Here is a 15,426-nt window from a genome sequence, read left to right as displayed (position 1 = left end):
TTTAGTGTTAAATAATAAATATCATTACCTTAGTTGCCTACCCAATAATATAGTAAATAATGAGTATTACAGCAAATTTAAGTAAAGCCGAAGCGCTAATCGAAAAAGAAAACAAGTACGGTGCCCATAACTACCATCCTTTGCCAGTGGTACTGGAAAGAGGAGAAGGAGTTTTCCTTTGGGACGTAGCAGGTAAGAAATATTACGATTTCCTTTCGGCTTATTCGGCTGTAAATCAAGGTCATTGTCATCCAAGGATTATTGATGCTTTAAAAGGTCAGGCAGAAAAATTAACGCTGACGTCCCGTGCATTCTACAACGATAAACTGGGTGATTTTGAAGAGTTTCTTACTCAGCTATTCGGTTATGATAAAGCTTTAATCATGAATTCTGGTGTGGAAGCGGTAGAAAGTGCCATGAAACTGTGCAGAAAATGGGCTTATCAGGTGAAAGGCATTCCTGCTGATCAGGCAACGATCGTTTTCGCCAATGGAAACTTCCATGGCCGAACAATTTCTGTGATTTCTGCCTCTGATGATGAAAGTGCAAGAAACAATTTCGGTCCATTTGTAGGCGGAATTGCCCGAGTTCCTTACAACGATGCGGATGCTTTTGAAGCACTCTTGAAACAAAATAAAAATATCGCAGGATTTATTGTGGAGCCCATTCAGGGTGAAGCAGGGGTAGTGGTACCTGATGCGGATTACTTACCACGCATCAAAGCACTGTGTAAAGCCTATAACGTGCTGTTTATTGTGGATGAAATTCAGACTGGTATTGCCCGTACGGGTAGTATGCTGGCCTCTTATGAGGTGAGTCCAATAGATAAAAGCAGTCAGCCAGATATGATCATCTTAGGTAAAGCCATTTCAGGTGGGGTATTGCCAGTTTCAGCCGTTTTAGCAAACGATGAAGTAATGCTGACCATTAAACCGGGTGAACATGGTTCTACTTATGGAGGAAACCCATTGGCTTGTGCAGTAGCACGCGAAGCCATGCAGGTGGTGATAGACGAAAAACTGGCTGAAAATGCCGATAAATTAGGGGAATTATTGAGAAATGGCCTGGAAGATATCGCCAAAAGGATAGGGATCATTGAACTCGTTAGAGGGAAAGGATTGCTGAATGCGATCGTGATCTATTGTCCGGAAGATTCTAATATGGCATGGGACATCTGTGTTAAATTCCAGGAGCATGGGTTGCTGGCAAAACCGACTCAGGGTAATAAGATCCGTTTGGCACCTCCACTGGTGATCACCGAAGCGCAGATCAAAGAATGCCTGGTCATCATTGAAAAATCATTAATGGAATTTGCTCATAAAGCCAATTAAGCGATACGGAAAAAGGCCTGCTCATGTTAAAATGAGCAGGCCTTTTTGTATATTCTTTGATCCCAAAAGAGGACCTAAACTGTTATTCTTCTAAGAGGCGATCGTTGCCGTTGTTCTCCTCACAGCGTTTTTTTTTACCACAGTAATGATGCCTGCTTTATCATAACCACAAAGCGCCCATAATTCCTGCTGCTCACCATGGTCAATAAACTCATCAGGGATACCCAAGCGGGTTACATTGGCATTGTACTGGTGATCTGCCATAAACTCTAACACTGCGCTTCCAAGGCCTCCTTGCAGACAACCATCTTCTACGGTGATGACGTTTTTATAGCGTTTAAACACATCATGCAATAAAGCCTCATCTAAAGGTTTCACAAAGCGCATGTCATAATGTGCCGGATGAATGCCTTCACTGTTCAGCTCCTTGCAAGCATCCACAGCAAAATTACCCACATGACCAATGGTCAGTATGGCCACATCTTCGCCATCACATATTTTGCGGCCTTTACCAATTTCTAATGCTTTGAAAGGACGTTTCCAATCTGTCAGCACCCCATTTCCTCTCGGATAGCGGATAGAAAACGGACCTTGATTTTCCAATTGCGCGGTATACATCAGATTTCTGAGTTCTTCCTCATTCATTGGAGCTGCAACGGTCATATTTGGGATACAGCGCATATAAGCTAGGTCATAGGCGCCATGGTGTGTAGCCCCATCAGAACCTGCAAATCCTGCGCGGTCTAAACAGAACACCACATTCAGGTTTTGAATGGCCACATCGTGGATCACCTGATCATAAGCCCTTTGCATAAAGCTGGAATAGATGTTACAGAAAGGAACCAGTCCTTGTGTAGCCAGTCCGGCAGAGAAAGTAACGGCATGCTGTTCTGCAATACCGACGTCAAATGCACGGTTAGGCATCGCTTTCATCATGATGTTCATCGAAGAACCTGATGGCATCGCAGGAGTAATCCCCACAATCTTTTTATTCTCTTCCGCAAGTTCTACCAGGGTATGTCCGAAAACATCCTGATATTTTGGCGGCTGAGGTTTATCTGTTGCTGCTTTCTTGATTTCACCGGTAATCTTATCAAAAAGACCTGGTGCATGCCATTTGGTCTGATCTTTCTCCGCAAGGGCGAAACCTTTTCCTTTTACCGTCACACAATGTAACAGTTTAGGGCCTGGAATGTCCTTTAAATCGCGGATCACTTGTGCCAAACGCACCACATCATGGCCATCTACGGGACCAAAATACCTGAAGTTTAACGATTCAAATAGATTGCTTTGGTTCAATAAAGTGCCTTTAATGCTTTTTTCAATTTTCTTCACAAACTTATGGGCATTTGGCCCCAGTTCAGAAAGCTTAATTAAAACATTAGAAATGTCATCTCGGAAGCGATTGTATGATTTAGAAGTCGTAATGCTGGTTAAATATTCCTTTAAAGCGCCAACATTGGGATCGATAGACATACAATTGTCGTTCAGGATCACCAATAGGTTAGAATCTTCTATACCCGCATGGTTTAAGCCTTCAAAGGCCAGACCTGCGGTCATCGCGCCATCGCCGATTACAGCGACATGCTGACGGTCAGTTTCTCCCTTATAATGAGAGGCAACTGCCATACCCAATGCTGCGGAAATAGAAGTAGAAGAGTGGCCAACGCCAAAGGTATCATACTCACTTTCAGTGATTTTCGGGAATCCACTGATACCATCAAGGATGCGGTTCGTATGAAATACCGACTTCCTTCCTGTCAGGATTTTGTGTCCGTAAGCCTGGTGGCCAACGTCCCAAACCAGCCTGTCGTAAGGAGTGTTTAAAACGTAATGTAAGGCTACAGTGAGTTCCACTACACCCAGACTTGCGCCAAAATGCCCTCCGTTTACACTCACTACATCAATGATGTACTGGCGTAGTTCCTGACAAATTTGTTCGAGATCTTCTTCTTTATACTGCTTTAAATCAGCAGGATAATTTATGTTTGGTAATAATGGACGGGTGATATCTTCCATGCAGTGTTTTATAGAATAGAACTACAAAGTAAGGTATTTTGTTACCAAACTAAGAAGGAAAATCATTAATTTTACAAATTAATACTTCAATAAATGACTAGAGATACTTTAATTTTTGATTTGATTGACAGGGAATTGGACCGTCAGGAAAATGGCTTGGAGCTGATTGCTTCTGAAAACTTTGTGAGCAAGCAAGTAATGGAGGCCGCAGGATCATGTTTAACTAATAAATATGCTGAAGGCCTTCCAGGAAAAAGATACTATGGCGGCTGCCAGGTAGTGGATGAGGTAGAAACCATCGCTATTGAGCGTGCAAAGCAACTTTTTGGAGCAGAATGGGTGAACGTACAGCCGCACTCAGGCGCACAGGCAAATGCAGCAGTAATGCTTGCAGTGATCCAGCCAGGAGATAAAATATTAGGATTTGACCTTTCTCATGGCGGGCACTTAACACATGGTTCTCCGGTTAACTTTTCAGGGAAATTGTATCAGCCATTGTTTTATGGAGTAAAGAAAGAAGATGGTTTAATCGACTATGCTAAACTGGAAGAAATCGCGCTTGCGGAACGTCCTAAGTTGATCATCTGCGGTGCTTCTGCTTATTCAAGAGAGTGGGATTATGCTTTTATCCGTAGTGTAGCTGATAAAATCGGTGCATTGGTATTGGCTGATATCTCTCACCCAGCAGGGATGATTGCCCGCGGTTTATTGGCCAATCCACTACCCCATTGCCATATTGTTACCACAACTACCCACAAAACCCTTCGTGGTCCTCGTGGTGGTATGATCATGATGGGCAAAGATTTCGAAAACCCTTTCGGAATCAAAACACCTAAAGGTGAAACCAGAATGATGTCTTCTGTATTAGATATGGCAGTATTCCCAGGAACACAGGGCGGACCATTGGAGCACATCATTGCGGCGAAAGCAATTGCTTTCGGTGAAGCATTGAGTGATGAGTATCTGACTTATATCACACAAGTGAAAGCCAATGCTCAGGCGATGGCTAAAGCTTTCGTATCCAGAGGTTACGGAATTATTTCTGGTGGTACAGACAATCATTTAATGCTGATTGACCTGCGCAACAAAAATATAACTGGTAAAGCAGCGGAGAATGCGCTTGAAAAAGCGGATATTACCGTGAATAAAAATATGGTTCCTTTTGACGATAAGTCGCCTTTTGTCACTTCAGGTATCCGTGTAGGCACAGCAGCCATCACCACCAGAGGTTTTAAAGAAAAAGATATGGAAACCATTGTTGATCTGATTGATCAGGTGATTACGAATTCGGAGGATGAGCATAATTTAATCGCGGTAAAAGAAAAAGTAATTCAGCTGGTAAGTCAATTTCCCTTGTACAAATAAACAGGAAGAACTTGCTTAAATGCTAAAGAATAACCATACTTCATCAACTTATGAAATGAAGCGCTTACGGGCGTTGCGGGACTGTGATATATTAGATACTCCTCCAGAACAGGAGTTCGATAACATTACGAAGCTGGCCAGCTTGATCTGCAATACTCCTATTGCCATCATTGCATTGGTTGATGAAGATCGGTTATGGTTTAAATCTGTGATTGGGCTGGACTGTAAACAGCTGCCCAGAAGTTTTTCATTTGCTGAGCAGGCCATTCAATCTGATCATATTTTTGAAGTCAGTGATGCAACGCAGGATCTGCGCTTTAGTTTGCATCCTTCTGTAATCGACGACCATCACCTGAGGTATTATGCTGCTGCACCTTTAATTGATGAAGATGGCTACTGTTTAGGCACGATCTGCGTATTTGATCAGCTGCCTAAAGAAATGACTGCCGCACAAAAAGAGGGGCTTCAGATCCTTGCCAAAGAAGTCATTACCCATATTTCCCTTCGGAAAAAAGCAAAAGAACTGAGCCTTAAAGCCCAGCGCTTTGAAGAACTCCTCAATATCTCTACTGTATCTCCTGAAATTCACTGTATCCTCGACGATAAAGGCGAACTGCTGTTTGTAAACAATGCCGTGACCACGGTGCTGGAATATGAAGTGGAGGAAGCAATTGGCTTAACTGCCTGGACATTCTGTTACCGTGACGATATTGATCGCGTATTCGAAGCTCTGGAATCAGGACTTGCCGATGGCTCAAAACAGTTCAATATTGATTTCAGGATTGTTACCAAAAGCGGTTTAATCCGTTGGCTGAGCTGGAATATGGTTTGTAAAAACAAACGCTGGTACGCTTACGGAAGAGACATTACGGAGAACAAAAGAGTAGAAAATGAATTGATGAAGCTTTCCTTCGTGGCGAGTAAAGTGAACAATGCAGTGGTGATCAATGATTCAGATAACCATGTGACCTGGGTAAATGCAGCTTTTGAGAAAATTACCGGCTTTACGCTGGAAGATATGAAAGGAAAGCGCCTCGGTGATTTAATTCAGGGCCCGGGAACGGATCTGGAACTCATTCAACAGGTAAGGGAGCTGACCAATAGACACCAGTCTTTTACGGTCGACCTGCTGGCTTACCGTAAAGATAAACAGCCTATATGGCTATCCATCTATAATACCGTAGTCTTCAATGACGAAGGTAAGGTGGAAATAGAAGTGGAGATTATCCTCGACATTACAGAAAAAAAGAAAGCGGAAGAAGAACTACAATTACTCTCCCTGGTGGCCAGTAAAACGGATACCGGTGTGAATATTTCCGATGGCGAAGGCTTTACCACCTGGATCAATCACTCCATGGAAAAGCTGACCGGCTATACCTTAAATGAATTACAAGGACGTCGTTTAGGAGACATCCTTTCCAAAGATGAAGCACAGCGAGAACTCATCGTGGCTTCCAGAAAGAAAGCCAACAACAGGGAATCTTATTCGATAGAAGTACAGGCAAAAACGAAATCCGGAGAGCCCATCTGGCTTTCTGTTTCTAATACGCCAATCGTAAATGAGAAAGGAAAAGTAGAACGCCAGATTGACCTGATCACTGATATCTCCCAGCGGAAACAGGTAGAAAAGGAAATGGTAGAGGCTAAAGAGCAAGCCCTGCAGCTGAGTGCCGCAAAAGAAATGTTCCTGTCGGTGATGAGCCATGAAATCAGAACGCCATTAAATGCGGTGATTGGAATGGCACACCTGTTGCTGGACAATGACCCTAAAGAATCACAGTTACCCGATTTAAACCTGCTGCGTTTTTCAGCAGAGAATCTGCTGAATATCATCAATGATATCCTGGACCTCACTAAAATGGAAACCGGAAATGTGCAGCTGGAAACCATTCCTTTTAGCATAAAAACGCTGGCTTCTGATGTGATCAAATCTTTACAGATGAATGTGATCGCCAGAAATAATAAGCTGGAGCTCAGTTGTGATGAAAATATTCCGCAATATGTTAAAGGCGATAAAACACGTTTGTATCAGGTACTGATGAACCTCCTGGGGAATGCCATTAAATTTACTCAGGACGGAAAAATTCTATTGGAAATCAAAATGCTTTCCGAAGAAAGAGACCGGGTATTGCTTCATTTTGAAGTGAGAGATACGGGTATTGGCATCGCGCAGGAAAAACTGGCCTATATCTTTCAGCCTTTTATTCAGGCAAGAACTGATATTTCCAGAAAATATGGAGGTACCGGATTGGGCCTAACCATCACCAAAAAAATGCTGGAACTTTATGGTTCAGACATACAGGTAGAAAGTGAAGAAGGGAAGGGGACGGTTTTCCATTTCAACATCTCTTTTGAAAAAGCCAATGATTATGTGCCTCAGGTAAAAGTATTCACCGAGCCGAATATGTTTATGGACAAACGGATTCTTGTGGTAGACGACAATGAGATCAATGCCTTAATCGCCAAACGTATTTTTGGTAAATGGGGACTCAATCTTGATTTTGCCATTACGGGAGAAGAAGCCCTGGATAAAGTCCGCGATAATGTATACGACCTGATCTTTATGGACATAAAAATGCCGGGTATTGATGGTTTCGAAACGACTACGCTCATTAGAGCTATGGATGGTGCTTATTTTAAGCAGGTGCCTATACTTGCCTTAACTGCATCGACCTTACACGATGAGCACAATAAATTTTCGGAGTCTGGAATGAACGGTCATATCTTAAAGCCCTTCAAGCCGGAAGATATGAGGAATGTTCTTTCAGAATACCTGAGCTAAACCGCGCATTCTTCAAAACACAGTATTAGATTTCAAGAAAAATTTAAGGAGTAAAAGCGGATTTATTAGAAATGATAAAGGGCCGATATTTCACGAGTGTGAAGCTATCGACCCTTAAATTAACGCTCTCAAGGTCAAAGTAACGGAATATATTTGAGTATTCAAAATAATTATAGAATTATTTATAAATAAAAGTAAAAGGCCGACAGTCCTATTCGGAAATGTCGGCCTTTACCATCTAAATTAACGCTCTCAATTATAATAACGATTGGTAAAGGAGAATGTTCTAGGGCGAATCTGTTTTTTATGTCACAAACGCTAAGGCGGCGATACTGATCTTTTCAGGTCTGGCTTGTAGCAAGGCTATGGCGCAGGCTTCCAATGTGGCGCCGGTAGTGAGTACATCATCAATCAGCAATAAATGTTGATTTGTTAATTCTTCCGGATGCTGAAGTTCAAAGGCGGCCGACATATTTTCAAAGCGCAGGAACCTCCCTTTGTTGGTCTGGCTGTCTGTAGCCGTTTTACGTAAGAGGTGCTTTGTGCTGATTGGAGTTTTGAGGACCTGAGAAATGCCTTGCGCAATGCTGTAACTTTGGTTGTATCCGCGTTTTTTTAATCTTTTCTTGTGAAGTGGGACAGGAATCAGAAAGTCAATGTCTTGGTAAAAGGGGGAGCTGAGCAGCCGTTCTCCAAGGAGGATTCCCATGCGGATCCCCAGTTCTGGTTGATTGCTATATTTTAAATGGTGGATGAGCTGCTGTACAGTTCCTCCTTTTTTGAAAAACAGCATTGCCATTGCCGCATGACAAGGGATACGTCCCCAAAACTGCCTGGCCACCAGATTTTCAAGGTTCAGGTGCTGATCGGTATAAGGTAAGCCATGCAGACAGGTGCTGCAAATTTGAACTTCGCCCGAAACTAAAGGCAGGGTACAGCCCATACATGTTGCTGGAAAGAGCAAGTGTAATAAGTCTAAAAAACTGTTTTTTAGAAAGGGCATGGGCTAATCTATGAGCATTAGCCATTGCCTGGTTGAAATCCGGTGTTTAGTTTTGCTCCTTTACGGCCAGCTGACCACAAGCGGCATCAATATCCTTACCTCTGCTTCTTCTGATATTGGTGTTTACCCCCTGACTTTTCAGGTAAGCAGAGAAAGCATCGATCTTGTCGCCTTCCGCATTTAGGAATGCCGCAAACTGAATCGGGTTATATTCGATTAAGTTTACTTTACAAGGAACGTGTTTACAGAATTTAGCCAGCTCCATCGCATCCTCAATCTCATCATTGAAATTATTGAAGACAATGTATTCGTAAGTAATCGGGTTCTTCGTTTTAGAGAAATAGTATTTTAAAGCTTCTTCCAGTGCTTTCAATGAATTCTGCTCATTGATCGGCATGATTTCATTTCTTTTCTTGTCATTGGCCGCATGAAGTGAGATGGCCAGGTTAAATTTAACCCCGTCATCACCTAATTTCTTGATCATCTTGGCAATACCGGCAGTAGACACCGTAATGCGCTTGTACGACATATTAAGTCCGTCTGGAGCAGTAATGCGGTCTATAGATTTCAATACATTGGCATAGTTCAGCAATGGTTCGCCCATCCCCATATAAACGATATTCGTTAAAGGGGCATTGTAGTTTTTCTTAGCCTGCTGATCAATCAGAACCACCTGATCATAGATTTCATCTGCATTCAGGTTACGTTTACGATCCATATATCCTGTAGCACAGAATTTACAGGTTAAACTGCAGCCTACCTGTGAACTCACACAGGCGGTCATACGTTCTTCCATAGGAATCAGTACGCCTTCTACAATATTACCATCGTACAGTCGGAATGAACTTTTGATGGTGTGGTCATTACTAAATTGTGAGTTATTTACTTCAACTACATTGATCGCATAGTTTTCGTCCAGTTTCTTTCTTAGGTCTTTAGAAAGGTTACTCATTTCCTCAAAGGAACGTGCAGATTTCTCCCATAGCCATTGGTAAACCTGTTTGGCGCGGTAAGAAGGTTCCTGCATGTTTATAAAGTGTTGTTGCAGCTGAGGAAGGTCCAGTGAACGTATGTCTGTTTTTTTTGTAGTAAGCATTTGATGCAAAGTTACCTAAAAAAAGAATAAGCGAGCAAAAATTGATTTTGCCCGCTTAAAAAGTATGGATTTACTGCCGGATTATGACAGTCAAATTATGTTTAACGCTTTGGTCCTCTGCTTTTTCCAGGTGCGCCAGAGTTTCCTCTTGAAGGTCGGACTGGTCGTTTGCTTGGTCCGTTTGTTTTGTTCCAATCAGTTGTACTTGAAGCGCCGCGATAAGGAGTACCAGATTTTTTATCTGCTCTTGGTTTACCGGAAGCTGCTCTTGGTCTGCCTTCAGATTCAGACCTTGGATCTGTTGATCTAGCTCCAGCCGATCTCGGACCGCCTGATCTTGGACCACCTGGTCTGCCGGAAGAATTTTTTCTCGGAGCAACTAACGCTTCGAAATCTGGGTTTACTGGTTTCTTGCTTGCTTTTTTAGCGGCTGATGCGGCTTCTAAAGAACTTGATTTCGCCACGAGATTAAAGATCTCTGTTTGCTCTGCTGGCGTAAGTTCTCTCCATTCGCCAACAGGAATACCTTTAAGCGTCACATTCATGATTCTGGTACGCTCTAGTTTCGTCACCTCAAATCCGAAATGCTCACACATTCTTCTGATCTGACGGTTCAATCCCTGAACAAGCACAATCTTGAAAGTAAATGTACTTTCTTTAGTCACTTTACACTTTTTGGTCATCATGCCCAATACAGGAACACCTTTGCCCATTCCAGCGATAAACTGTTCAGTAACCGGTTTATTAACGGTCACCACATATTCTTTCTCATGGTTGTTTCCAGCACGAAGAATTTTGTTGACAATGTCTCCGTTATTGGTTAGGAAAATTAGTCCTTGTGAATCTTTGTCCAAACGACCAATCGGGAAAACGCGCTCGCTGTGGTTTACATGATCCACCATATTGCTTTTTACACCAGCTTCAGTAGTACTGGTAATACCTACCGGTTTATTATATGCGATTAAGATAGAATTTTCAACTTCTTTTGGTTCAATGGTCTGGCCATTAACCGTAACGATATCCCCGAAAAACACTTGGTCGCCTACCTTGGCTTTCCGGCCATTGATAAATACATTTCCTTGTTCTATGTATCTGTCTGCGGCTCTTCTGGAGCACAGACCGCTCTCACTAATGTATTTATTTAATCGGGTGGTAGAATCAGACATGGGTATGGGTATAAATTGTTTCAGTTTACAAAGAAATCAAAATATACCCACATAAACTATCAAAATATTGTAAAGCTGTGGCTTTTAAAAATTAGTGTCGTCCGCACTAGGGCCGTAACTGCCCGGAATTGGGATGTCTAATAACCTTAGAAAGACCCCTAGCTGTGCCCTATGGTGGATAATTTGTGATAAGGTGTGTCTGATCAGGCTTCCCTTCGTGAATGTAGAATAAATTTGCTCCCCATTTCGCAAAACCCAGGGTTCCGACAAGATTTCTGCTTTTGCTGCTGTTAAGTGTGAGGCTCCGTCTTCCAGAGAGGCTTCAAAAAATGCCATTAGCTCGGTATTGGTTTTCAATTCTTTTGGCGTGTAGGGCTCAGTACCAAAGTCCAGTTCGTCTGTCGTTACGGCATAGGTAATCCAGGTCGGCAATTCCGCAATATGACTGGCAAGTGCTTTAACGGTCATGCTTTTTGGGTGTGGCTGCCAGTCGAATTTTTCGGTAGGTACCATCGCCAGCATTTTACGTGTAGTTTGAGCTTCCTGCTCGAATTCTTCCAGAAACATTTTAATGATATCCATGTCGTTTTGTTTTAAAGGTTTTAATTATAGCACAAAGAAAAGAAGGGAGGGTGACAGCCCTATGTCAGTAGGTAAATCGGGATCATAAATATAATTACGCGGCAGTGATTAGGCAGGGGTTAGGAAGGAAGCTGTAATTCTCAGGAAGAAACCTTTTCTTTGTACCTATGATTTTCCACATCTCTGCGTCTTATATATATCCGGTAAATGCGGAACCTTTGAAAGAAGGGGTCATTTCACTGGATGCAAATGGTTTAATTCTGGAGATCCTGACGGCTGCGGAAGCGGAATCGAAAGGAATTCAAGACATTAAGTTCTATGAAGGTATTTTAGTTCCCGGATTGGTCAATACCCATTGCCATCTGGAGCTTTCCCACCTTAAAGGGAAAATAGCGAAACATACCGGACTTCCGGGATTTGTAGAACAGGTGATCCGACAAAGACAGGCGAGCGATGAGGAGGTAATTGATGCCATGGAAATCGCAGATAGGGAAATGTATGCTCAGGGAATTGTTGCCGTAGCCGATATTTCCAACAAGCTGATCTCCAAAGGAGTCAAAGAAATCAGTGGGATCTACTACCACACTTTTATTGAAGCAATGGGCTTTAACCCGGAAAAAGCAGGCGATATTATGGAAGCGGCAAAGGGCATGAAAAAAGCTTATCAGCCTTTAGAAGCGTCGATCGTTCCCCATGCTCCTTATTCGGTATCCGACAATTTATTTGCGGCGATCCGTAAAGAAGCCGAAGAAAATCAAGACCTGATCAGCATTCATAATCAGGAGACCCTCGAAGAAAATGAATTCTTTGAACATAAATCGGGCAGTTTTTTGAAGCTGTATGAATTCCTGGGATTAAATATTGACTTTTTCAAAGCGACAGGAAAAACTTCGCTGCAGTCTTATTTGCCAAAGCTTTCTCCTGCTTTAAAAACACTATTGGTACACAATACCATGAGCAGTGGGGCTGACCTCGACTTTGCAAAGGCGAATCACCCTGCTTTGTATTGGTGCTTGTGCCCGAATGCCAACCTATATATAGAAGATAAATTGCCGGAACTGCCGTTATTTTTGGAGGCCGGACTAAAGATGACCCTGGGTACAGACAGTCTGGCTAGTAACGATCAGCTGAGTATCGTAGAAGAAATGAAAACTTTACAGCAGCATTTCCAAATTCCTTTATCAACTTTGCTGAGCTGGGCCACTATAAATGGTGCTGAATTTTTAGGAGTTGAGGATCGTTTTGGTAGTTTAGCCCCAGGAAAAATTCCAGGGATTAACCTGCTTGAGTTTGTGGATAAAGATGGGGAAATGTGGATTACCGGTAAGATTAAAAGATTAGCATAGATGAATAACAGGATGACCACCTTATTTCAAATTAAATATCCGATTATTCAGGCCGGAATGGTCTGGTGCAGTGGATGGCGACTGGCTTCGGCCGTTTCCAATGCCGGTGGACTGGGTGTCATCGGCGCTGGTTCCATGTACCCGGAAGTACTGAAAGAACACATTCAGAAATGTAAACAGGCAACTGCGCATCCTTTTGCAGTGAATGTACCTTTGCTTTATCCCAATGTGGGAGAGATCATGCAGATCATTGTGGAGGAAGGAGTGAAGATTGTGTTTACCTCGGCAGGAAATCCAGCCAGCTGGACGGGCTTCCTGAAAGAAAAAGGCATCATTGTGGTCCATGTGATTGCCAATACAAAGTTTGCTTTGAAAGCGGAAGCTTGCGGTGTTGATGCCATCGTAGCAGAAGGTTTTGAAGCTGGTGGACACAATGGAAGAGAAGAAACCACCACGCTGTGTTTAATCCCAATGGTTGTTAAAGCGGTAACCATCCCGGTAATCGCAGCCGGTGGAGTTGGGAGTGGCGCTGCGATGCTTGCTGCATTTGCCTTAGGTGCAGAAGCCGTACAGATTGGATCAGCTTTTGCCATTGCAGATGAATCTTCTGCCCACCCGAATTTTAAATCGGAAATCCTTGCGGCCAGGGAAGGAGATACAAAACTTCGCATGAAAAAACTGGTTCCTGTGCGCCTGCTCAAAAATTCTTTTGCCGAAGCAGTGGCTCAGGCAGAAGCGGAAGGTGCAGATGCAGAAAAGCTGCAGCAACTTTTAGGTCGCGCAAGGGCGAAATTGGGTATGTTTGAGGGGAATATGGAAGAAGGAGAGCTGGAAATCGGACAGGTATCTGCCATGTTAAAGGAAATTAAACCTGCGGCAGAGATACTGCAAAGCATCTGGCAGGAGTTTTTAACAGAAAAAGAAAGAATCAATAGATTGGATTTTAGATTAATATAAGAATGAAACACATCAACATAAGAGTTACCGGAAAGGTGCAGGGGGTATCCTTTAGAGAGACCACAAAGGCAATCGCAGATCAAATGGGTGTCCGCGGAATAGTTAAGAATGAGAAGGATGGTACCTTATACCTGGAAGCAGAAGGTGATGATGCCTCTTTGGAAGTTTTTGAAGAATGGTGTAATGAAGGACCTGACAGGGCAAAAATTGAAACGGTAGAAGTAACTCCTGGAGAACTGAAGGGCTACCGTAATTTCGAAATCATCAAGAAATAACGCGTGTCTGTCATCAAGAAATTCCTCGGTCAGACTGCCATCTACGGTTTAAGTACTGTATTTTCCAGGCTGTTTAACTTTATCCTGACCCCGATTTATACCAGCAAATTCGCTGCGGGGACGTATGGTATTTTCACGACCATGTATGCTTACGCCTCGATGATCAATGCAGTATTGGCATTTGGGATGGAAAGCACCTATTTCAGGTACCTCAATAAACACGAGGATAGGAAACAGGAGGTATACAACAACTCCTTCCTGGTGATTGCTTTTATTTCCACCCTGTTTTTAATTACAGGTTTGGTCTTATCAAACCCGATCGCGGCCTATTTAACAGATGATCCTAAACAACTCACAGATTATAAATATTATGTGCAGTTCTTTATTGGCATCCTATATATTGATGCGATTTGTGTGATTCCATTTGCCAAATTGAGAGCAGATGAAAAAGCATTTAAGTATAGTCTGATCAAGTTCCTGAATATTGGCTGCTTTGTAGGCTTCAACTTATTGTTCATTTATGTCATCCCATTGATCATTAAAAATCAATGGCCAATGGCCGAATGGCTTTCGTCCTGGTACCGTGGTGTATGGGTAGGTTATGTATTTGTAGCCAATTTAATTGCCAGCGTAGTTACTTTTCTGATGCTGCTGCCGGAATTTTCAAAGCTTCAATTGAAGTTTGATAAAGCGCTTTTCGGGAAAATGTTTTCTTATTCATGGCCGGTATTGATCGCCAATCTTTCCTTTATTGTGAATGAAAACCTGGATAAGATTGTATTGAGCAGGTTATTGCCGGATGCTATTGCGGATTATGAAGTCGGCATTTACGGCGCGATTTGTAAACTGGCCATGTTCATCAGTATTTTCGTAACCGCCTTCCGTTTAGGGGCAGAACCTTTCTTTTTCAGTCATGCTAAAAAGGAAAATGCAAGGCAGACTTACGCCATCATCCTGCATTATTTTGTGATCGCATTGGTGGTGCTATTTGTGGGCTTAATCGCCAATATTGAAATTTTGAAACGATTTATCAGCAAACCAGAGTATTGGGTAGGCTTACCGGCAGTGCCTTATTTGCTATTCGGTTATGTCTGTTTGGGCGTATATTCCAACCTTTCTATCTGGTATCGCTTGTCGGATCAAACTCGTTTCGGCTTATATATTTCTCTGGTTGGCGCATTGATTACCATTGTGTTTAACTTCGTGTTGATTCCAAAATTCAGCTATATGGGCTCTGCATGGGTTTCCATGCTCGCTTATTTTGTAATGATGGTGATCTCCTATATATTAGGCCAGAAATATTATCCGATACCTTACAATTTGAAAAGAATTCTTTCTTATTTAATTATTTCAGTGGTACTGGTGTTGTTGTCTTTCTGGGTATTCAATAGAAATATTTACATTGGAAATCTGTTACTGCTTGCTTTCATAGGCGTAATTACCTATTTGGAAAAAGACCAGCTGAAAGCAATACTGTTTAAAAAATAAAAATAAATATATTACC

The 15,426-nt window shown here is 42.4% G+C and carries 12 protein-coding genes; 7 read left to right on the top strand and 5 right to left on the bottom strand.

Translation table 11 applies throughout. The features are described 5' to 3' along the window. Positions 1–59 precede the first annotated feature (59 nt). Complete coding sequence (gene rocD / locus H9X96_RS10180; protein WP_222943873.1) at positions 60–1,331, top strand: ornithine--oxo-acid transaminase; 1,272 nt, start codon at positions 60–62, stop codon at positions 1,329–1,331. Positions 1,332–1,421: 90 nt separating this feature from the next. On the opposite strand, the gene dxs is transcribed toward rocD, so the two are convergent. Continuing rightward, positions 1,422–3,350 (bottom strand): 1-deoxy-D-xylulose-5-phosphate synthase, encoded by a 1,929-nt coding sequence (dxs, locus tag H9X96_RS10175; RefSeq protein WP_187666167.1) that lies wholly within the window; start codon positions 3,348–3,350, stop codon positions 1,422–1,424. Positions 3,351–3,443: 93 nt separating this feature from the next. Here dxs and glyA point away from each other — a divergent pair, with 93 nt between their 5' ends. Both glyA and H9X96_RS10165 read left to right on the top strand, forming a co-directional pair. Further along, positions 3,444–4,715 carry a serine hydroxymethyltransferase gene (gene glyA, locus H9X96_RS10170; RefSeq protein ID WP_187666166.1) on the top strand — a complete coding sequence of 424 codons (1,272 nt, stop codon included), beginning with the start codon at positions 3,444–3,446 and terminating at the stop codon, positions 4,713–4,715. Positions 4,716–4,734: 19 nt separating this feature from the next. After that, positions 4,735–7,497: a PAS domain S-box protein gene (locus tag H9X96_RS10165; protein ID WP_187666165.1), complete on the top strand. Its 2,763-nt coding sequence runs from the start codon at positions 4,735–4,737 to the stop codon at positions 7,495–7,497. Positions 7,498–7,801: 304 nt separating this feature from the next. On the opposite strand, the gene H9X96_RS10160 is transcribed toward H9X96_RS10165, so the two are convergent. The 4 genes from H9X96_RS10160 to H9X96_RS10145 form a co-directional block, all read right to left on the bottom strand. Beyond that, the gene (locus H9X96_RS10160) at positions 7,802–8,500 is read right to left on the bottom strand and encodes a ComF family protein (protein ID WP_187666164.1); all 699 of its coding nucleotides are present in this window, start codon (positions 8,498–8,500) and stop codon (positions 7,802–7,804) included. Positions 8,501–8,546: 46 nt separating this feature from the next. Continuing rightward, entirely contained in the window at positions 8,547–9,596 is a 1,050-nt protein-coding gene (rlmN, locus tag H9X96_RS10155) for a 23S rRNA (adenine(2503)-C(2))-methyltransferase RlmN (RefSeq protein ID WP_187666163.1), read from the bottom strand. A gap of 101 nt (positions 9,597–9,697) precedes the next feature. Beyond that, positions 9,698–10,762 carry a 23S rRNA pseudouridine(2604) synthase RluF gene (gene rluF, locus H9X96_RS10150; RefSeq protein WP_187666162.1) on the bottom strand — a complete coding sequence of 355 codons (1,065 nt, stop codon included), beginning with the start codon at positions 10,760–10,762 and terminating at the stop codon, positions 9,698–9,700. A gap of 84 nt (positions 10,763–10,846) precedes the next feature. Further along, on the bottom strand, positions 10,847–11,344 hold the full coding sequence (locus H9X96_RS10145; protein ID WP_187666161.1) for a DinB family protein: 498 nt from the start codon (positions 11,342–11,344) through the stop codon (positions 10,847–10,849). Between the two features lie 167 nt (positions 11,345–11,511). On the opposite strand from H9X96_RS10145, the gene H9X96_RS10140 reads away from it, so the two are divergent. The 4 genes from H9X96_RS10140 to H9X96_RS10125 are packed head-to-tail and all read left to right on the top strand — an operon-like array spanning position 11,512 to position 15,410. Then, positions 11,512–12,690: an amidohydrolase family protein gene (locus H9X96_RS10140; RefSeq protein WP_187666160.1), complete on the top strand. Its 1,179-nt coding sequence runs from the start codon at positions 11,512–11,514 to the stop codon at positions 12,688–12,690. Next, the gene (locus H9X96_RS10135) at positions 12,691–13,647 is read left to right on the top strand and encodes a nitronate monooxygenase family protein (protein ID WP_187666159.1); all 957 of its coding nucleotides are present in this window, start codon (positions 12,691–12,693) and stop codon (positions 13,645–13,647) included. It abuts the gene before it with no gap. Positions 13,648–13,649: 2 nt separating this feature from the next. Continuing rightward, complete coding sequence (locus H9X96_RS10130; RefSeq protein WP_062546696.1) at positions 13,650–13,922, top strand: acylphosphatase; 273 nt, start codon at positions 13,650–13,652, stop codon at positions 13,920–13,922. 3 nt (positions 13,923–13,925) lie between these two features. Continuing rightward, positions 13,926–15,410: an oligosaccharide flippase family protein gene (locus tag H9X96_RS10125; protein ID WP_187666158.1), complete on the top strand. Its 1,485-nt coding sequence runs from the start codon at positions 13,926–13,928 to the stop codon at positions 15,408–15,410. Positions 15,411–15,426: the final 16 nt, after the last annotated feature.

The organism is Pedobacter sp. N36a (assembly GCF_014472395.1).
Classification (GTDB): Bacteria; Bacteroidota; Bacteroidia; order Sphingobacteriales; family Sphingobacteriaceae; genus Pedobacter.
Note: the sequence above shows the minus strand (reverse complement) of the source record. Positions and strands in the feature narration are given on the sequence as shown.